The sequence below is a fragment of the Pseudomonas vranovensis genome (assembly GCF_040438935.1).
Classification (GTDB): Bacteria; Pseudomonadota; Gammaproteobacteria; order Pseudomonadales; family Pseudomonadaceae; genus Aquipseudomonas; species Aquipseudomonas vranovensis.
The window spans coordinates 2,352,774-2,372,105 of sequence record NZ_CP159259.1 but is presented as its reverse complement, the minus strand read 5'-3'; the positions used below and the strand labels follow the sequence as shown (position 1 = coordinate 2,372,105).

Annotated in this window: 13 protein-coding genes and 1 pseudogene; 6 read left to right on the top strand and 8 right to left on the bottom strand. The window is 58.1% G+C overall.

Annotated features, from left to right (window positions below):
- The first annotated feature begins 71 nt into the window (after window positions 1–71).
- The gene (locus ABVN19_RS10840; protein WP_105642057.1) at window positions 72–1,955 is read left to right on the top strand and encodes a methyl-accepting chemotaxis protein; all 1,884 of its coding nucleotides are present in this window, start codon (window positions 72–74) and stop codon (window positions 1,953–1,955) included.
- A gap of 73 nt (window positions 1,956–2,028) precedes the next feature.
- Window positions 2,029–3,990: an acetate--CoA ligase gene (acs, locus tag ABVN19_RS10835; protein ID WP_353632805.1), complete on the top strand. Its 1,962-nt coding sequence runs from the start codon at window positions 2,029–2,031 to the stop codon at window positions 3,988–3,990.
- Between the two features lie 859 nt (window positions 3,991–4,849).
- Here acs and ABVN19_RS10830 read toward each other — a convergent pair.
- From ABVN19_RS10830 to ABVN19_RS10795, 8 genes and pseudogenes are all read right to left on the bottom strand, one after another.
- A complete protein-coding gene (locus tag ABVN19_RS10830) occupies window positions 4,850–5,788 on the bottom strand; it encodes a LysR substrate-binding domain-containing protein (protein ID WP_105642471.1) in 939 nt (312 codons plus the stop codon).
- Window positions 5,789–5,817: 29 nt separating this feature from the next.
- Window positions 5,818–6,642 (bottom strand): CoA ester lyase, encoded by an 825-nt coding sequence (locus tag ABVN19_RS10825; protein WP_256585920.1) that lies wholly within the window; start codon window positions 6,640–6,642, stop codon window positions 5,818–5,820.
- Window positions 6,639–7,844, bottom strand: a complete 1,206-nt coding sequence (locus tag ABVN19_RS10820; RefSeq protein WP_105642470.1) for a CaiB/BaiF CoA-transferase family protein — start codon at window positions 7,842–7,844, stop codon at window positions 6,639–6,641. Before ABVN19_RS10820 ends, ABVN19_RS10825 begins: the two co-directional genes overlap by 4 nt.
- A 58-nt stretch (window positions 7,845–7,902) precedes the next feature.
- Window positions 7,903–9,171: a 2-hydroxycarboxylate transporter family protein gene (locus ABVN19_RS10815; protein ID WP_218274691.1), complete on the bottom strand. Its 1,269-nt coding sequence runs from the start codon at window positions 9,169–9,171 to the stop codon at window positions 7,903–7,905.
- A gap of 272 nt (window positions 9,172–9,443) precedes the next feature.
- Complete coding sequence (locus tag ABVN19_RS10810; protein WP_177431079.1) at window positions 9,444–10,208, bottom strand: hypothetical protein; 765 nt, start codon at window positions 10,206–10,208, stop codon at window positions 9,444–9,446.
- Between the two features lie 383 nt (window positions 10,209–10,591).
- Window positions 10,592–11,788 (bottom strand): annotated as a pseudogene (gene fdhA / locus ABVN19_RS10805) (formaldehyde dehydrogenase, glutathione-independent).
- A 146-nt stretch (window positions 11,789–11,934) separates the two neighbouring features.
- Entirely contained in the window at window positions 11,935–13,011 is a 1,077-nt protein-coding gene (locus ABVN19_RS10800) for an aromatic ring-hydroxylating dioxygenase subunit alpha (RefSeq protein WP_105642468.1), read from the bottom strand.
- Between the two features lie 36 nt (window positions 13,012–13,047).
- Window positions 13,048–14,001 carry a PDR/VanB family oxidoreductase gene (locus ABVN19_RS10795; RefSeq protein ID WP_105642467.1) on the bottom strand — a complete coding sequence of 318 codons (954 nt, stop codon included), beginning with the start codon at window positions 13,999–14,001 and terminating at the stop codon, window positions 13,048–13,050.
- Window positions 14,002–14,286: 285 nt separating this feature from the next.
- Here ABVN19_RS10795 and ABVN19_RS10790 point away from each other — a divergent pair, with 285 nt between their 5' ends.
- The 4 genes from ABVN19_RS10790 to ABVN19_RS10775 all read left to right on the top strand — a co-directional run bounded on the left by ABVN19_RS10790 (window position 14,287) and on the right by ABVN19_RS10775 (window position 19,332).
- Window positions 14,287–14,757, top strand: a complete 471-nt coding sequence (locus tag ABVN19_RS10790) for a MarR family winged helix-turn-helix transcriptional regulator (RefSeq protein WP_105642466.1) — start codon at window positions 14,287–14,289, stop codon at window positions 14,755–14,757.
- Between the two features lie 372 nt (window positions 14,758–15,129).
- Window positions 15,130–16,809 carry a DUF1302 domain-containing protein gene (locus ABVN19_RS10785; protein WP_105642465.1) on the top strand — a complete coding sequence of 560 codons (1,680 nt, stop codon included), beginning with the start codon at window positions 15,130–15,132 and terminating at the stop codon, window positions 16,807–16,809.
- A 12-nt stretch (window positions 16,810–16,821) separates the two neighbouring features.
- Window positions 16,822–18,186: a DUF1329 domain-containing protein gene (locus ABVN19_RS10780; RefSeq protein ID WP_105642464.1), complete on the top strand. Its 1,365-nt coding sequence runs from the start codon at window positions 16,822–16,824 to the stop codon at window positions 18,184–18,186.
- Between the two features lie 57 nt (window positions 18,187–18,243).
- Entirely contained in the window at window positions 18,244–19,332 is a 1,089-nt protein-coding gene (locus ABVN19_RS10775) for a BNR domain-containing protein (RefSeq protein ID WP_105642463.1), read from the top strand.

The following is a 19,332-nucleotide window of genomic DNA, read 5'->3' as shown; positions in this document are numbered from 1 at the left end:
TTGCATGCGCTGCCGGGCGCGTCAACGGCTCGTAAAGGCAATGCGATCAGCCCGCCTCGTTGGAGTGCTTAATGAAGATCCGTTACAAGGTAAGTCTTGTGGCCGCCGGTGTGCTGTTCGTCACCACCGGCCTGTTGTCGCTGCTGCAGGTTACTCAAGTGCGCGAACTGTTGCGCGATCAGGTGGAGGCCAACATCGCGGAAACCAGCAATACCATGGCCAGGCAGATTGAGAACTGGCTCAATGGCAAATTGCTGTTGATTGATCTGGCTGGCCAGGCCATCAATAGCCAGTACAGTCCCGAGGCCACTCAACGCGTTCTCGATTCGCCGGTGCTCAACACAGAATTCAAAATGGTCTTCGGTGCCTACGAATCCACCGGAAAGCCGCTGATTACCAGCGCTTCCTGGAACCCCAAGGCTGATTATGATGGGCGTACGCGGCCATGGTATGGGGTGGGTAAAACCGCCAATCATGCCGTGTTTACCGAGCCCTACCCAGATTCCACCACCGGCGAGATTCTGATATCTGCGGTGAGCAAGGTCAGCGATGTTGGCCAGACTATCGGCGTGTTCGGTGGGCAGATTCATTTGAAGGCGGTAGCAGACGCTATAAACACCCTGGACTTCGGCGGTGCCGGCTATGCCTTTCTGCTAAGCAAGGACGGCAACATCATTTCGCACCCGCAAACCCAACTGAATGGCAAATCCTACGGTGAGGTTTTTGCCGGTGATCTTCCGCCTCTTGAGAGCAAGCTGCGCGAGATCAACCACGACGGCAAGACCCTTCTGGTCGCTTTCATTCCCCTTAGCCAACTCAAGGGCATGGACTGGTACATCGGCATCGTTCTGGATGAAGGGGTGGTGATGGCCGCTGCCCGTGTGCTGGGCTGGCGCGCGGTTGTCGGCACCGGCCTTGGCGTGTTGATCAGCCTATTGCTCCTCGGGTTCTGGGTGAAAATGTTGCTGCGTCCACTGGACCGCCTGAAAGACTCGTTGATAGACATCAATGACGGGCAAGGCGACCTGACCCGTGAGCTGCCCGTTACGGGCAACGATGAAATATCGCTGGTTTCGGCACAGTTCAACCGGTTTTTGCAAAACCTCAGAACGCTCATTGGCGATGTGGTGAGCAGTGCCCAGCACGTGCGTGAAAGCACGACGGTGGCATCGGTGGAGGCCAGCCAGACGGCCGACCGCGTGCAGACGCAACTGCAGGAACTGGAGCAGTTGGCCACGGCCATGCAGGAGATGGCTTCCACCGCTGAAGAGGTCGCCGGCAATGCGCAGGCGGCGGCGCAGGCAGCGGTGGCCGCTGATGAGCAGACCGCCAACGGCGTTGCCCTGGTTTCGCGCTCGACCGATGCAATTCTGCGTCTGGCAGAGGAAATGGACGCTACCGGCTGTGCCATCAATGAGTTGTCCCTGCTCAGCCAGAACATTGAGTCGATTCTCTCGGTGATTACCAGCATCGCCGATCAAACCAATCTGCTCGCGCTCAACGCCGCCATCGAAGCGGCACGGGCGGGCGAATCCGGGCGCGGCTTTGCAGTGGTTGCCGATGAGGTGCGGTCGCTTGCGTCGAGAACCCAGCACTCCACTCAGGAGATACGCCAGATGATCGACCAGTTGCAGTCGGGCGTTAAACAAGCGCAATCACGTATGCAATTCAGCCGGGACACCGCCAGCAAAACGGCGCAAGACGCGATCGCTGCTAACGGGATGCTTGAACGCATACGCGAAGCGATCAACCGCATAAACGAGATGAACTTGCAGATCGCTGCGGCGGCTGAACAGCAGAGTGCTACGACCGAGGAAATAAACCGGAATACCACCACGATCCGCGATATCAGCGTTGAGGTTTCCGGTAGCGCGGAACAGCAGGCCAACCAGTGCTCGGCCATGGTCGAGCATGTCGGGGAGCAAGATAGGCTGTTGGGACGTTTCAGTATTTGATCGCTTTGCGTGAGCTTTGTGTGCAGCTTCAGCTGATCCAACAAAAACAATTATGACACCGAGGTAGATAATCATGAGTGCGGCTCCCCTGTATCCCGTTCGTCCCGAGGTTGTGGCCACCACCCTGACTGATGAGGCGACCTACAAGGCCATGTACCAGCAGTCGGTGATCAACCCGGACGGCTTCTGGCGTGAGCAGGCGCAGCGCCTGGACTGGATCAAGCCCTTCAGCAAGGTCAAGCAGACTTCCTTCGACGATCACCATGTCGATATCAAATGGTTTGCCGACGGCACTCTGAACGTCGCCTACAATTGCCTGGACCGCCACCTGGCCGAGCGTGGTGATCAGGTCGCAATCATCTGGGAGGGCGATGACCCTTCCGAGCACCGCAACATTACCTACCGCGAACTGCACGAGCAGGTGTGCAAGTTTGCCAACGCCCTGCGCGGTCAGGACGTGCACCGCGGTGACGTCGTGACTATCTACATGCCGATGATTCCCGAGGCCGTAGTGGCGATGCTGGCCTGTGCCCGTATTGGCGCGATCCACTCGGTGGTGTTCGGTGGCTTTTCGCCTGAAGCGCTGGCCGGACGCATTATCGACTGCAAGTCGAAAGTGGTGATCACCGCCGACGAAGGTCTGCGTGGTGGCCGTCGTACGCCGCTCAAGGCCAATGTTGACCTGGCCCTGACCAATCCGGAAACCGCCAGCGTACAGAAGATCATCGTCTGCAAGCGCACCGGCGGCGACATTGCCTGGCACCAGCACCGCGACATCTGGTTCGAGGACCTGATGAAGGTTGCCTCCAGCCACTGCGCACCGAAAGAGATGGGTGCCGAAGAAGCGCTGTTCATCCTCTATACCTCCGGCTCCACCGGTAAGCCCAAGGGTGTGCTTCACACCACCGGTGGTTACATGGTCTATGCCGCGCTGACTCATGAGCGGGTGTTCGACTACCGTCCGGGTGAAGTCTATTGGTGCACCGCCGACGTCGGCTGGGTCACCGGCCACAGCTACATCGTCTACGGTCCACTGGCCAATGGCGCGACCACCGTACTGTTCGAGGGCGTGCCAAACTATCCGGACATCACCCGCCTGGCGAAGATCATCGACAAGCACAAGGTCAACATCCTCTACACCGCGCCTACCGCGATCCGCGCAATGATGGCCGAAGGTCAGGCTGCGGTCGCCGGTGCCGATGGCTCCAGCCTGCGCCTGCTGGGTTCGGTGGGCGAGCCGATCAACCCGCAAGCCTGGAACTGGTACTACCAGACGGTGGGCAAGGAGCGTTGCCCGATCGTCGATACCTGGTGGCAGACCGAGACCGGCGGCGTGCTGATCAGCCCGTTGCCAGGCGCCACGGCGCTCAAGCCGGGCTCGGCAACCCGTCCGTTCTTTGGTGTGGTGCCGGCCCTGGTGGACAACCTGGGCAACCTGATCGAAGGCGCTGCCGAGGGCAACCTGGTGATCCTCGACTCGTGGCCAGGCCAGTCGCGTTCGCTGTACGGCGATCACGACCGCTTCGTCGACACCTACTTCAAGACCTTCCGTGGCATGTACTTCACCGGCGACGGTGCCCGTCGCGACGAAGACGGCTACTACTGGATCACCGGCCGGGTCGATGACGTACTCAACGTCTCGGGTCACCGCATGGGGACCGCCGAGATCGAAAGCGCCATGGTTGCCCACCCGAAAGTCGCCGAGGCCGCCGTGGTTGGCGTACCGCACGACATCAAGGGGCAGGGCATCTATGTCTACGTCACCCTCAACGGTGGCGAAGAGCCGAACGAGGCGCTGCGCATGGAGCTGAAGAACTGGGTGCGTAAAGAGATTGGTCCGATTGCTTCGCCGGATGTCATCCAGTGGGCACCGGGCCTGCCCAAGACCCGTTCGGGCAAGATCATGCGCCGTATCCTGCGCAAGATTGCCACGGCCGAGTATGACGCCCTGGGCGATATCTCCACCCTGGCCGACCCGAGTGTGGTGCAGCACCTGATTGATACGCACAAATCGATGAGCCTGGCTTCGGCCTGACAGGTCCATCGCGGCAAGCCCGCTCCCGCCCAACTCTGTAGAGCGAGCTTGCTCCGCGATGGTACGTGCCCAAGCCTCGCTTGCTACTCATCGGCTCTAGCTCCTCTGGCACCTGCGACGTTTCGAGCAAGGCACCAATGAAATCAAGAATTATCCATCGGTCTGACGCCGAATTCGTTGCGAAACCATTTTTTGAACACCTTCGCAGCTTTGTGGCGGGATCGTCGTTTTGGATAGACGAGATAATGGCTTATGTATTGGATGTGTCACCGCACGCAATGGCGCTACCAATGATCCTGTTTGCATTTCACCTTCAGCCAGTAGAGTTGATTCCAATACGACACCCAGGCCGGTTACCGCTGCGGCGATCGCCATATTGCTGCGGTCAACGCGCAGAGCGTAGTGGTGAGGCGGTATCAGGTGATTAGCTTCAAACTATCCTTTCCATTGGAGCATTTGGACGTCGCACTGAATCAGTCGGTGCTCGTAGAGGTCCTGCGGACTGCGAACGCTTTCGGCCAGTAGGGGCCGCATAGCGGAGTGACGTGTTCGACAGTTAAGGGTACTTTTCATTAAGACTGGATCTTCGCTCGCCATAGACGACATCCAAGTCGAAGTCATAATTTTCAAACTGGGCGTAATCGGTGCTTGCTGAAAGACGAAGATCGATTATCGGACATGCTTCCACGAAACGAGACAACCGCGGCCTCCTCCAGCGTCCTAATAGAATGACTCTCTGCGCTTGAAGAAATCCCCAGTTCTTGGGAAGCCTGAATAATCAAATGGCCAATCGGAAATAGCATTTGCAACACGCTGACTGAACGTTAGATCGGTTGGGTGTTCCGCAGCTTTCCCAAGTTCAAGACGCTTCTCGCAATGTAATGCCGACCCATTCACCACTGGTTTGTAGCTCAGTTATCAGTGAAGGAATCAAGTGCCTGATTGCTAGGTTGGCGGCAGTTGTGGGCAGCGATGTGGACCAACAAAGGCTAGCGGGTCTGCTCATGCCTGGTTTGCTGATTTTGCGTACGAGCGGCCACGAGTCCCGGGCCTTGGTCATCAGAGATGAGGCAGGCAGGATGGTGCAGGCAATGCCACGACAGGCTATTTCGATCATCGTCGGCAATGAGTCGATGTCGGCGATAATGTTCAACCCAACATCTTCCTTGGCGAATGTACGTTCGATCAGTAGCCTTAACCCGACCCCACTACCAGGCGTCACCAGTGGGACACCAGCCAGCTCGTGCAGAGGGCAATCAAGCTGTTCGGAACTTAAGTCAAGACCGGCACTGCCAATCACATAAAGGTCTTCGTCAAACAATGCCTGAACCGACACGCCGCGGGTTTCGGTGTCGCGAAACAGGACCGCCAGATCTACCCGACTGTTGGCTAACAGTTCGCTGATATACCCGCTCATGCTCTCGATGATATGCAAACGAATATCCGGATACAGGGCGAGAGTGCGCTCGAGGAGGGGGGCTGCCAGCACAGCGGCGATCGTTGTAGGCAAACCGATGGTCACCGAGCCGGAAACGGTTCTGACGCCCGTGGTGACCTGCCGACGCAGATCGTCCATCTGTCGCAGTATTTGCTGCGCATCCCGATAAAGCAGCGTACCGGCTTCGGTCGGTCTCACACCCAACGGGCTACGCAGAAGCAAGGCGGTGTCAAGTTCGCTTTCAAGGTTGGCGATATGCTGGCTCAACGAGGGTTGCGAGACGAACAATTGCCCCGCAGCCTTGGATAAGCTCCCGCACTCTACGATCGCAACGAAGTATTTGAGATGGCGTACGTCCATAAAAAACGTTTCCGTAAAAATCCGAACAGCTAGGGTACAGCGTTGAGCAACCTGCGTGCTTGCGCCAGTACTGGAGCATCGATCATCCGCCCATCCAGCCGGAATGCACCGCCGTTCTCCTGCGCTGCGGCCGATACTTTACGCGCCCATGCGATTTCGTCATCTGTTGGACTGAAAATTCGATTGGCAACAGATACTTGGTTGGGGTGAATGCACAGCATGCCGCCAAAGCCCATCTGCAGCGCGCTACCAGCAAACACTTCTAGCCCCTGCGGGTCGTCGATGATGGGATAAACGGTTTCCACCGGTCGTGCCAGGGAGGCGAGGGTGCTATGCAAGAGCAATTGGTAGCGTACCTGATCGAATATTCGCGTTGCTGCAGCGGTGCCGCTGCGCAGACCCAGATCCAGGCCCATATCCAGTGCGCCAAAGGTCAGGCGTTCGACGTTCGTAGCCTGGGCGATCTCGGTGAGTGCTTCTATTCCCCTGGCGCTTTCAATCAGCGGCCAGACTCGCTTGCCATGAGCCGTTACCTGCTCGACCTGATCGCGGCTCTCGGCCTTTGGCAATATGACGGCATCCACCCCAGGGTGCGCATTACAGAAGTTCAGGTCTGCGCAAAACTCAGGATGGTCGAATGCGTTGATGCGCACTAACAGTCGGGCTGTCGGGTGTATCTCAAGCCACGCTTGCAAATTGTGCCTGGCTTGACGCTTGAGCCCTTCCTCTACGGCGTCCTCGAAGTCGACAATGATACGGTCCGCGCCCGTGGCAATGGCTTTACTGAAACGCTCGGGGCGACTCCCAGGAACGAACAATGCACTTTTTACCGAAGTCATTTCGCTCTTCTTCATATTGCCCCCTCAGCCTTCAGATCATCGATGGCCCCATGCGAATATCCAAGCTCGGCGAGTATTGTCTCGTTGTGCTCTCCCAGGCTGGGGATCGGATCCATGCGTGGGGTGAACGCACTGTTCGCTGCGGGTGGGAGGAGGGCCGGCAAGTTGCCGTTTGGACTTCCCACTTGTACCCAGCGCTGGCGTGCCTGGAGTTGCGGATGCTGCCACACCGCTTGCATGTCATTGACCTTGGCATTGGCGATAGGCGCCGCATCTAGTCGGGCGATGACTTCGGCGGTACCCAGCCTGTCGAACGCTCCAACGATAATTTGCCGCAGCGCCTGGCGATGGGTGGACCGTTGCGTGTTGGAATTGAAGCGTTCATCTTCCAGTAAATGCGGTTGCTCCAGCACGCACTGGCAGAACAGCGCCCATTCACGTTCGTTCTGTAAGCCGAGCATGACGACCTCACCGTCACTGACCGGGAAGGGCCCATAAGGGTAGATGGTCGAGTGTGCGGCGCCTGCGCGGGGCGGGGGAGGTGCACCTTCATAGGCATAGTACAAAGGATAGCCCATCCATTCGACAAGGCTTTCCAGCATGCTGACTTCAACGTGACTGCCTTGCCCGGTTTTGCCGCGCAGCAACAACGCGGAAAGAATGCCGCTGTACGCATACATACCCGCCGAGATATCGGCGATGGAACAACCGGCTTTGGCCAGTTCATCCTCACCAGCCCCTCCGGTTACAGAAAGAAAACCTCCCTCACTCTGAATCAGCAGGTCATATGCCTTTTTATGCTCGTACGGCCCGCCTGCGCCGTACCCCGAGATATCGCAGACGATCAACTGCGGATAGCGTTCGTGTAACGCCTGGAACGACAGGCCCATGCGCGCTGCAGCGCCGGGCGCAAGGTTCTGGATCAGCACGTCGGCCTTTGCCAGCAACGTCTCGAGCACCACATCGCCCCCCGGTTTTTTTACATCCAAAGCCAAGCTTTCCTTGGATCGGTTTGCCCACACAAAATGCGACGCCAAACCATTCGTGCGGGTGTCATAGGCTCGTGCGAAATCGCCAACGGCCGGTCGTTCGATCTTGATCACACGAGCGCCTAAATCTGCCAACTGGCGGCTACAGAACGGCGCAGCAATGGCGTGCTCCAGGCTGACCACGGTGATGCCATCCAACGGACGCGCAGGTATATGTTTGTTATCCATGGATCTGGATTCCCTTGTTATTCAAATTCAAAGAAGCCATGCCGAAGGTGGGGCGAAATCAGTACATCCAGGACAGCACCAGCAGTGCACCCGAGATGGTGATGGCACCGCCTATGCGGGTCGCGATCTGGGCAAATGGCATCAGTTGCATTCGATTGGATGCCGTCAGAATGGCCACATCGCCGGTGCCGCCCATTCCACTGTGGGTGCCGACGACAATGGCCGCGTCGATAGGGTGCATGTTGACTTTGCGGCCGACGAAAAAGGCCACGGTCATCAACGTCGCTACGGTCGCGACGATGGTCATGACAGTCGGGAAGTTGAAGGCGTCCTGAACCTTCTGCCAGGGTGTTACCACGATGCCGATGGCGAAAAGCAATGGGTAGGTCACGGCGGTGGCAAAGAAGCGGTAGACAGTCCCCGCCCCCTGCTCAATTGACGGGCTGAAGACAAAGGCAACTTTGCCCAGTACCGCCAGTAACAGCATTACCACCGGGCCCGGCAGCCCAAAGGCGTGTTCGGCGTACATGCCAATGGCATAGAGGCATACTGCGACCATGCCTGCCGCGGCCACGTGTTTCACATCGAAGCTGTAAGACTGCGCTTCGGCGCTGCCGGGCTCCAAGTTGCTCGCTGCACTTTTCATCAGCACACCGTTGCCTGTGTATTGCGGCCAGCGTTTGCCGGCGGTATTGAGCAACGCCGAGAACACGATGGCGCATACATTACCCATCATCACAGCGGGCATCGCGTGAGCAAGCAGATCACCATAAGGCTGTCCCAGGATGCTGGAGTAACCAACCGTGAGCGGGATAACCCCTTCACCGAGACCGCCGGACATTACCGGAACAACCACAAAAAACACGGTATGAAAAACATCCATGCCCAAGGCGACCCCGACAGCGGTGCCTACCAGCCCGGCTGCGATGGAGCCGGCTGCCAGAGGCACGAACAGGCGGAAGAATCCGGCCAACAGAATCGTTCGATCCATGCTCAGGATGCTGCCGACAATGATGCAAGGAATGAACAAATAGAGAAAATTGGTGGCTTTCCAGAACGTGACAATGGGAATGACCACCGACTCCGGAAGAATCTTGGCAAAGACCAGGTAGGAGGGCAGGAACATCGCCATAATCACCGGCCCGCCGATACTCCGAAGCAGCGGAATGCGATTGCCAATCTCGAAGCACACACAGCTGCAAATACCCAGCAACGCGATCATGGGCGATAGTTGTGAAGACAGTTCACTGCGCGACGCGGTGAGGGTTAGCACCACTGAAAGCATGACCAGAATCGGAAGTGGTACGAAACCTATGCGGATGTCCATCAACCTCCACCACGTATTTCGTAAAGGGGACGAAGAGGAATAGATGCCAAGTGCAGGCGAGGAGGGGCTCGGTTCGTGAGACATTGGAATGCTCTTTTATTGATGTTGTTCGGACATCTTAAAAGAGCGTTTCACTGAGCCTGAAATACGGCTTGTGGATACCGGGTATAAGTTGTACCTATACCCAACGGCGTTCGCTCCTGATCATCGCCAGCATACCCATCAACATGGCAGCCTCAGAGAGGTTGCCGTGGCACCGCTATGAGCACCCCTTACCGTATAGCCAGCATCCTTGCCAACACGAAAGTTGCCACGACAGCCAGCACCACGGCAGTGGTGATAGACAGCGAAGCACCCCATTGCAAAATCGAGATTTTGACGGCTAGGTAGAAGGCCACGACGCCGATAGCCCCAATGGCGTTTCCTCGTACTATTGCACCCAGTTCGTGGCGCCCGCCCTGGACGTGGGCGAACACCGCAAGAGGCCAGGCGATCACCGGCACCGGTGCCAGCAAGCCACTGACCACAGGCCCCAGCCACTTGGCGCTTGCCGTAATTGCCAAGAGCAGAAGTGTGGCCGTCAACATTCGCATTGGGATCACCCAACGTGGCACAGGGACATATTCCGCTGCGCTTCCGGGTATCTGCCTCGACGTGACGATGATTATTAGGGCTATTAAGAGCAGCGTCGCAATGATGGACAGTGCAATCCCTTCCAAACGACTCATCACGAAGGCGATTGCTCCGTAAAACGCCAAGGCCGCAACGCATCCAATGAACGCTGATGTTCTTTGTGATATCAGGAAGTAAAACAAGTAGGTCGCCTGGATCGCTACCAGCCCGGCCAATGCCCCAGGTACTGCCATTGACGCGAATACTGCACCCTGCTCGAGACTGAGAAACAGCATGACTAGCGCCGAGGTGATGGGCAGTCCAGACAGAAGCCCTCCGATTTGAGTGCCCCAGCGCTTGGCCGCCAATGAGATGAACAGCATGAGCATGGGGGTGACGAGTAACTTGAGGTAGAAAGCAGTCATGGGGCGGCACGTTAGCTTTAAAGGTATGGATGGGGCTTATGCGCTGAGACACGTTTTGCTCGGCGAAACCCATCCTAGTTGAAGTGAGCCTCTGACTGCCAGTGGTGGTCACCTGCAATCCCAGGCGACTTGGACTGCCCCCGGCGCCATAGACACCTCCAGCCTATCAGTGGACTGCCCTCGGAAAGATAGACATCCCCGGCCTGTGCATGGCACCAAGGCATTCTATGCTTAACCAGATTTAACTTTTCTAAGAGAGACCGAACTCATCTAGCAACCATTTTTAAATATTTCAATTGCTGGATCAGTGGCGCATGCAACGCGTGAATTGTGAGCCCAGAAATCAGATAGTGCGGATGCCTGGGTCTTCAATGAGCTACATACTAGTGACTAAAAGTTTTGTGCGGGTCGATCACGAACTTCTTCGGCACTCCCGCATCGAACTCTCCATAACCTTCAGGTGCTTGATCAAGGCTGATCACCTGTACGCCGACCACTTCGGCAATGTTGATGCGATCCCACATGATCGCCTGCATGAGCGCGCGGTTGTACTTCATCACCGGAGTCTGGCCGGTGTGGAAGCTGTGCGACTTGGCCCAGCCCAGGCCGAAGCGGATGCTCAGGGCACCGATCTTGGCAGCGGCGTCCGATGCCCCGGGGTCTTCGGTCACTTACAGGCCCGGGATGCCGATCTTGCCGGCGACACGGGTCACTTGCATCAGCGAGTTGAGCACGGTGGCAGGGGCTTGGTGCTTGGCGCCTTCATGGCCGTGGCCGCGGGCCTCGAAGCCAACGGCATCCACGGCACAGTCCACTTCCGGCTCACCGAGGATATCGATGATCTGCTCGTGCAGCGGAGTGTCCCTGGACAGGTCGACGACTTCGAAGCTCTGGGCCTTGGCGTGGGCCAGGCGGGCCGGGTTGAGGTCACCGACGATGACGCATGCCGCGCCCAGCAGGCGAGCCGAAGCAGCGGCTGCCAAACCAACAGGGCCGGCTCCGGCCACATAAACGGTGCTGCCAGGGCCGACACCCGCGGTGATGGCGCCGTGGTAGCCGGTGGGCAGAATATCCGAGAGGCAAGTCAGGTCACGGATCTTCTCCATGGCCTTGTCGCGGTTCGGCAATTTCAGCAAGTTGAAGTCGGCGTACGGCACCAGCACGTACTCGGCCTGGCCACCCGTCCAGTCGCCCATGTCGACGTAGCCGTAGGCACCCCCGGCGCGGGCTGGGTTGACGGTGAGGCACACACCTGTGTGCATTTCTTTGCAGGAGCGGCAGCGACCGCAGGCGACGTTGAACGGAACCGAGACCAGATCGCCGATTTGCAGATGCTCTACATCGCGGCCTTTTTCGATGATTTCGCCGGTGATCTCGTGGCCCAGCACCAAGCCGACCTGGGCAGTGGTGCGGCCGCGAACCATGTGCTGGTCGGAGCCGCAGATATTCGTGGACACCACTTTGAGGATCACCCCGTGCTCGATCTTCTTGCCGCGAGGATCCTGCATCTTAGGGTAGTCAATTTTTTGTACCTCTACCTTGCCGGCACCGAGATACACAACACCACGATTTTCAGACATAGCCATGTCTCGCTCTATTGTAATTGTCATTGAACACGTTTCACTCTGATGCAGAGTGCGTCATATACCGCCGCGTGGACGGTGTTGCAGGTGTTGCGTGTAAAAAGAGTGCATAGATACCCGCACGATATAAATGCACCGTGCACTCAACGGGTGGAGTGACAAAGCCTTTCTATGATCCGGCGGGCCCTGTTGGCACCGACGTCAACATGAATATCAATCATCTGCCGTTCACCGAATCGACGCATATTCTTGTACTGAGATTCGATAACAACTTTGTCCTCGTCGAATGTCATCATCGTTTGCTCGACTACTTTCGCTTTTACTTCTTCGTGATTGCTTTCCGGGTTGGTGGCAATGGTCCAGAAGTAGTGGCTAGTGGTCTCGGTTTCCGGGGTTACACCGTGGAAACCGCGCATGTGGAAGCCGCCCCGCTGCGGATTGTCCAAGGGCTCGGTTCCGGCATTTACAGCACCGGTCCAAATGCGCAAGTGGCTGATATGAAACTCAATTTCCTGCCACCGATCGACAGTGCCTTTGAATGGGTAGGCGGCAACATAGGTTGGCGGTGGGGCAGAGTCAGGCATGTGTCGAACAACGCGAACCGAATGGTCGTCACTTTCTACCGTCATGTTGGCATTCATGTGAACGCTGGCGTTGCCGCCAATGGTGCGTAGATGGACATAGCCCAAATGGCTCAAATCCATCAAGTTGTCGTGTATGAGCTGATAGGGCGCGTCGTAGTGATACACATCGCCATCAAAAAGATAATCCCCGCTACTGTGAACATCGTAGGCAGGCGGTTCATCGATAGGCTCAGGGTGTTCGGGGCTGCCAAACCAGATCCAGACAATCTGGTCTTTTTCAATCACGTGAAAGGTTGCCACTTTTGCTTTGCTTGGTATTTTTTCCTGGCCAGGGATCTCGATGCATTTACCGGCTCCATTGAACAAGAGGCCGTGATAGCCGCAGCGAAGACCACCGGTTTCAAGTGTTCCATCGGACAGCGGTAGCGCCCTGTGACAGCATCGGTCTTCGAGTGCCGCCACCTTGCCATCCGCTGTGCGGAACAGTACGACTGATTTGTTCAGCAAGGTTCGGCCAACGGGACGATCCTTGAGTTCCCAGCCCAACGCAGCCACATACCATTGGTTGAGCGGGAATGTGGAAGGCTTGGCGGGCGAAATATCCTGGGCGAGTGACTGAAGGGGAGATGCAGTCATGGGTGTCTCCGTTGCAGTGTATGTGTTTGTTTGAGATCAGAGGTCAAGTACGAGTCGATGTGACTTTGCCCGGGAGCAGCACGGCGTGAAGCAATCATTCCTGGCGTGTTCATCGGCGGTCATGAATTGATCCCTGTGATCCGGGATACCCTCCAGCACGCGTGTCACGCATGTCCCACACACGCCTTGTTCGCAGGATGTTTGAACTTCGATTCCCGCTTCGTCCAACACATCGAATACGCTGCGGTCGACCGGAATCTCAAAGGTTTTACCACTCCTAGCGAGTGCTACCTCGAAGGGCGTGTTTGAACCCTGGTCATTGACCTGTCCCGCAAAGAACTCTCGATGCATGCGCGCTTGCGGCCAGCCGGCAGCCTCGCCGGTTTCCAGAATGTGGTTCATGAAACCGGTGGGGCCGCACACATACAGATGGCAACCTTGATCGACCGTATCGAGAATGGCGGCAGCATTCAGTTTTTGCTGCTGCACGCCGCTGTCATCGTGGAATGTGATGCGGTCCGCGAACGGCGCATGAGCAAGTGCGTTGACGAATGCTGCACGGTCGCTGGAGCGGAAGCAGTAATGAAGCTCGAACTCCAGGCTGCGATGTGAAAGCTCATAAGCCATGGCGAGGATTGGGGTAATACCAATGCCTCCGGCAAACAGCAGGTGGCGCTCAGCGCTGTGGTCGAGCTGGAACAGATTGCGTGGCGCACTGATCGTCAGCGTTTGACCTTGCTCTACAGCTGAGTGCATTGCCGCCGAGCCACCGCGGGAGCTGGGCTCCCTCAGGACACTGATGAGATAGCGATTACACTCTCGTGGGTCATTGCACAGCGAGTACTGGCGAGTGAACCCGCCTGGTACATGCACATCGATGTGGGCACCGGCTTCAAAGGGCGGAAGGGATCCACCATCCAAGGGGCTCAATTCAAAGCTGCAAACACCTTCTGCTTCGTTTGCCTTGCGGCTGACGTTGACTTCAAACATGACTCATCCCTCCACATTCAAGTGGCTACTGAAAATTCACAGGTAAAAGATCGACCGGGAGGAGGTCAGCCTGGCGCGAATGGCGGCAGCTCTGGCTTGCAGCCAGGCCCGCGGGAAGCGAGTCGGTGGCGGGTCTTCATGGCTCTACCTGATAATTATTTTTGTGAGGTGCTGGGACGGCATATCATGCTGAGCTGGCCCCAGCTATCGGTTGAGTAAATCCTCGGATCAATTAGTTGCGGTGTCAACTATATTTTTTCAAGACCGATTGAAGGTGTGCTTTCGATGTCCACTGCCCCCCAGCTAGACCTCGCCCGCTATGTGCCCGCGCTGCTGAATTTTTTGTCGAACAAACTCTCCTCAGGGGCTTCGCAGTGCTATCGAAAACACTTCGGGATTGGCGTTGTGGAGTGGAGGATGCTGTCCATGCTGGCAGTGGAAAGCGGGATTACGGCGAATCGTATCTGCCAGGTGATCGGTCTCGACAAAAGTGCTGTGAGCCGCTCTCTACAGACGCTGGAGGTTGCAGGGCGAGTTCGTACGGAAGTAGATCCTGCTGACGGAAGGCGCTACACCGTTTCGCTTACCGAGAGCGGTAAGCAGTTATACAACCGGGTCTTGATGGTTGCGCTTGAGCGTGAGCGTCGCTTGCTGAGTGGCCTCTCGTCAGCCGAAGTCGATACCTTGATCAACTTGCTTGGACGCTTGAACACCCAGGTCTCCCACGTCAACGACTACGACCCAGAGAAACCCTGAGTGTGGTGAAAAGGATCTTCATTAGCTCGGCGACCAACCTGTTCCTGAAGTAACACGACCGGCCACCGGCCCAGCCCTTCCGCTACCAACCTTCCAGGCTGCCTTCGCACCATTGCGCGGGCATGCTTCCCCCTCGGACCATCGCTACCGCACGATTCAATACTTGGCCCCAAGTATCGCGATTGCCGATAGGTCACATCCCAACAAGCGATTAGTCAGCGCCCTGCACTGAGGTCAACCTGTGCCCGTCGTCTGGTCTATCCCGCCAGCTGGCTTCACCTCGGCAGGTCGATCGCATCGACCCCGGGCCGCCTTGTCCGGCCGTGGTGTCAAAAAAATTGCCAACAAAAACAATAAAAGAGGGTTCGTTCGATGGCTATTCGCTCCATCGCCGCAGCGCGGCGTGCGCCTTTTACTATGACGCTCGCCACTGCCTTGGTCTGCGGTCTTCCATGTGCCCAGGCGTTTGAAGTGCAGACCGACAACCCTGACCTCAGTCTGCGTTGGGACAACACGCTCAAGTACAGCTCTGCCTGGCGCCTGAAGGATCAAAGCAGCAAGCTCAGCAGCGACCAGGTGTCGTTGAACCAGGACGATGGCGACCGCAACTTCGACAAGGGCCTGATCTCCAACCGCCTGGATGTACTCTCTGAACTGGACATTGGCTACCGCGAATACGGCGCGCGGATCAGTGGCGCGGGCTGGTTCGATACCGAATACCAGAAAGACAACGACAACAATGACCCGACGCGGGCCAACCAGCGTTCAGTTGCCTATGACGAATTCACCGACGATACCCGCCACCTGCACGGCGGCGACGGCGAACTGCTGGATGCCTTTGTCTACTGGAACGGCGATCTGGCCGACCGGGCGCTCTCGGTGCGCCTGGGCCGCCACGGGCTGATCTGGGGTGAAAGTTTGTTCTTCGGCGCCAACGGTATCGCCGGCGGCATGGCACCGGTAGACGTGGTCAAGGCGGTGTCGGTACCCAACACCCAGTTCAAGGAAATCACCCGGCCGGTCAGCCAGCTGTCGACCACCTATCAACTGACCGATGCCTTGTCAGTCGGCGCCTACTACCAGTTCGAATGGGAAGAAACCCGTTTGCCGGGGGCTGGCAGCTATTTTTCGGTCAGCGACACCATTGGCGAAGGCAACGAGCGACTGATCGTCGGCGCACCGTTCCCGCCATTTCTGGGCGGAAACCCCGGCAGCCCGGCAGCCTTTTTCCATGGCAACGACAAAGAAGCCAAGAGCTCGGGTCAGGGCGGCCTACAGTTGCGCTACACCGCCGACAATGTTGAGTACGGCCTCTACGCCATCCAGTACCACGATAAATCCCCCAAGCTGTACTTGAAGCCGAGCGCTACCGGACCGAACTTTGCCACTGGCCAGATCGGCGAATACTACTGGGTCTATCCCGAAGAGATCCGTGCACTGGGTGCAAGCTTTGCCACCACGCTGGATGAGTACAGCTTCGCCGGTGAAGCCTCCATGCGCTGGAACATGCCATTGGTTTCCAACGGCCAGACCGTTACGCCGGGCATGGTTGCCGACAATGACGACCATCCGCTTTATGCCGTGGGCCGCACGGCGCACCTGAACCTGAATATGCTGGCGTCGCTGGGCCCTTCGTTCATCGCCAACGAGGCTAGCCTGGTCGGCGAAATCGCCTGGAACCGCTTGCTCAGTGTCACCAAGAACCGTGCCGCGCTGGACCCTAGCGCTACCGACGACGGCGTTGGTATCAAGCTGGTGTACAGCCCGACCTACCGGCAGATATTCCCGGGCATCGACCTCAGTGTGCCGGTGGGCGTCAGCTACTTCCCCATGGGCAAATCGGCGGTGATCAGCAGCTTCGGCCCGGACCGCGGTGGCGATTTCAACATTGGCCTGAATGCCACCTACCTGGACCGAGTCACCTTCGGCCTGACCTACACCCACTACTACGGCCCAGAGGACACCAACCTCAACGCCGCCAGCCAGTTTACTTTCAAGCAATCACTGAAAGACCGGGACTACCTGGCCTTCTCCGTCAAAACAACATTCTGAGGGGACGCGTGCATGAACATTCCTTTCTCACTCAAGCACTTTTGTGTGGCCCTGCTCGGCACCGCCGCGCTCAGTTTGCAACCCGTGCAAGCCGCAGGCCCGGATGATCTGGGCAAGCAATTGACGCCGCTGGGCGCTGAGCGCGCCGGTAACGCCGACGGCAGCATCCCGGCCTGGGACGGCGGCTACACCAAGGTCGACCCCTCGTTCAAAGAGGGTGGCAAACGCAGCGATCCGTTTGCCGCTGACAAACCGCTGTTCAGCATCACCAGCACGAACATGGACCAGTACGCGGCCAAGCTCAGCGACGGCACAAAAGCCATGTTCAAGCGTTACCCGGACACCTATCGCATCGACGTCTATCCAACGCGTCGTAGCGCTGCAGCCCCGCAATGGGTGTACGACAACACCTTGAACAATGCCAAGCATGCCAAGCTGGTGCAAAGCAGTGCGGGCCTTGTACCTGAAGGTGCCTACGGCGGTATTCCGTTCCCGATCCCGAAAGACGGCACAGAGGCGATGTGGAACCACATCCTCAACTGGCGCGGTACGTCACTGGCGATGGATTTCCGGCATTACCTGATGACCGCCGATGGCGCCCAAGTACTCACCACTGACGGCAAAGCGGTGCAGGAGATGCCCTATTACTACAAGGATGGTAACGCCGCCAGCTTCGACGGTGACTATTGGCTGTTCCGCCTGCTCAACGTTGGCCCGCCATTACGTGCAGGCGAGCAGATCATGGGGCGTACCAACCTCAATGGCGACAAGTCTCAGGCCCACGTCTACCTGACCGGCCAACGACGTGTGCGCAAGCTGCCCAACGCCTGCTGCGACACCCCTACGCCGGCGACCGCCGGGGTGATGTCGTTCGATGAGCTGAGTGTGTTCCAGGGTCGCCTGGACCGCTTCAGCTGGAAGTTGGTGGGCAAGCAGGAGATGTACATCCCTTACAACACCAACAAGGTCCAGGCTGCCGCCAAGCCGGAAGACCTGTTCGACAAACATCACCTGAACCCCGACCAGGTGCGCTGGGAGCTCCATCGCGTGTGGGTGGTGGACGCCGAACTTGCACCCGGAAAGCGACATCAGTTGCCCAAAGGGCGGTACTACCTCGACGAGGACACTTGGCAAGCCATGCTCGGTGACCGCTGGGACGCCAATGGCCAGTTGGCCAAGACCCTGTGGTCGCTGCCTGCGGTGATGCCAGACCTGCCGGCGGTGGCCCAGTTGTCTTCGGGCTTCTACGACCTGGTGTCCGGTGCCTGGTTCATCCAAAACGTTTACACCGGCAAAGCGCAGCAGTACGCCTCAGTCGATCGCTACAAACCTGCTGAATTCTCACCTGCCGCAATGGCCGGGCGGGGCGTGCGCTGACGATGTTCGGGGGAGGGTGCATAGCGCCTTCCCCTCCTGCAAAGAATCGAGGTAGATATGAACACACTGCGTCAGTTGAGCGGCCTGTTGTTGGCCCTCCTTGTGCCTTTTACGCCTTATTGCCTGGCTCAAGGGCTAGTGGTCGGCGACGTCCTACAGAGCCCGGCGGCCAAGGTTGCCAACCCTCAGCGCAGAGTTTTCACTGCCCTGGCTTTGGCGGGCCAGCGCCTGGTGGCGGTCGGTGAGCGCGGCCTGATCCTGCTGTCCGATGACAACGGCGAGCATTGGCGTCAAGCCAGCGTGCCGGTATCGGTGGGGCTCACCGCAGTGCAGTTTGCCGATACCAATGTCGGCTGGGCCGTGGGCCATGGCGGTGTGGTACTGAGGACTGGCGACGGTGGCGAAAGCTGGCGACTTCAGCTCGATGGCCTGCGTGCAGCGCAGCTTGAATTGCAGGCAGCGCAAAGCGCGCTGTCGACCCAGGCCAATGACGAAGTGGCGCAAGTACGCATACAAACCGCCGAACGCCTGCTCGCTGAAGGGCCCGACAAGCCGCTCCTGGCGCTGGCAGCCCGTGACACGAAGCATGTGCTGGTGGTCGGTGCCTATGGCCTGGCCTTACGCAGCGATGACGGTGGCGCGAGCTGGCATTCAGCGATGGGCCAGATCGACAACCCGATGGGTCTGCACCTGTATGCCGTGGCGCACCAGGGTAATGCCCTGGTGCTGGCCGGCGAGCAGGGCTACCTGGCGCGGTCGCTGGATGGCGAAAACTTCGAACAGATGGACAGCCCCTACGCCGGCACGCTGTTCACCCTGGCCAGTCGTGGCGACGGTGCGCTGCTCATTGGCGGGCTCAAAGGCCACGCGTTTGTGCTGGCGCCCGGTGCCGAGCGCGCCGAAGCGTTGCCGACACTGGCACCGGTGTCCTTCAGCGATGCCAGTGTCCTGAACGATGGTCGCGTGCTGCTGGCCAACCAGGCGGGCGGTTTGTTTGCAAGCGCCCCCTCGGGCTTTACCCCGGTCTCCGAATCATTGCGCAAACCGGTTTCAGGCATCGTCCAGGCCGCCGACGGCAGCCTCGTTGCTGTGGGGTTCTCCGGGCTTTCGCGCCTGCCACAGTCCACCGTTTCCGCTTCGGAGTGA

Coding starts and splice junctions, on each gene's coding strand:
- ABVN19_RS10825 (WP_256585920.1), bottom strand. CDS start 6,642: ATGAAGAAGAGCGAAATGACTTCGGTAAAAAGTGCATTGTTCGTTCCT.
- ABVN19_RS10840 (WP_105642057.1), top strand. CDS start 72: ATGAAGATCCGTTACAAGGTAAGTCTTGTGGCCGCCGGTGTGCTGTTC.
- ABVN19_RS10790 (WP_105642466.1), top strand. CDS start 14,287: ATGTCCACTGCCCCCCAGCTAGACCTCGCCCGCTATGTGCCCGCGCTG.
- ABVN19_RS10815 (WP_218274691.1), bottom strand. CDS start 9,171: ATGGACATCCGCATAGGTTTCGTACCACTTCCGATTCTGGTCATGCTT.
- ABVN19_RS10795 (WP_105642467.1), bottom strand. CDS start 14,001: ATGTTTGAAGTCAACGTCAGCCGCAAGGCAAACGAAGCAGAAGGTGTT.
- ABVN19_RS10780 (WP_105642464.1), top strand. CDS start 16,822: ATGAACATTCCTTTCTCACTCAAGCACTTTTGTGTGGCCCTGCTCGGC.
- ABVN19_RS10810 (WP_177431079.1), bottom strand. CDS start 10,208: ATGACTGCTTTCTACCTCAAGTTACTCGTCACCCCCATGCTCATGCTG.
- ABVN19_RS10775 (WP_105642463.1), top strand. CDS start 18,244: ATGAACACACTGCGTCAGTTGAGCGGCCTGTTGTTGGCCCTCCTTGTG.
- ABVN19_RS10800 (WP_105642468.1), bottom strand. CDS start 13,011: ATGACTGCATCTCCCCTTCAGTCACTCGCCCAGGATATTTCGCCCGCC.
- ABVN19_RS10820 (WP_105642470.1), bottom strand. CDS start 7,844: ATGGATAACAAACATATACCTGCGCGTCCGTTGGATGGCATCACCGTG.
- ABVN19_RS10785 (WP_105642465.1), top strand. CDS start 15,130: ATGGCTATTCGCTCCATCGCCGCAGCGCGGCGTGCGCCTTTTACTATG.
- ABVN19_RS10830 (WP_105642471.1), bottom strand. CDS start 5,788: ATGGACGTACGCCATCTCAAATACTTCGTTGCGATCGTAGAGTGCGGG.
- acs (WP_353632805.1), top strand. CDS start 2,029: ATGAGTGCGGCTCCCCTGTATCCCGTTCGTCCCGAGGTTGTGGCCACC.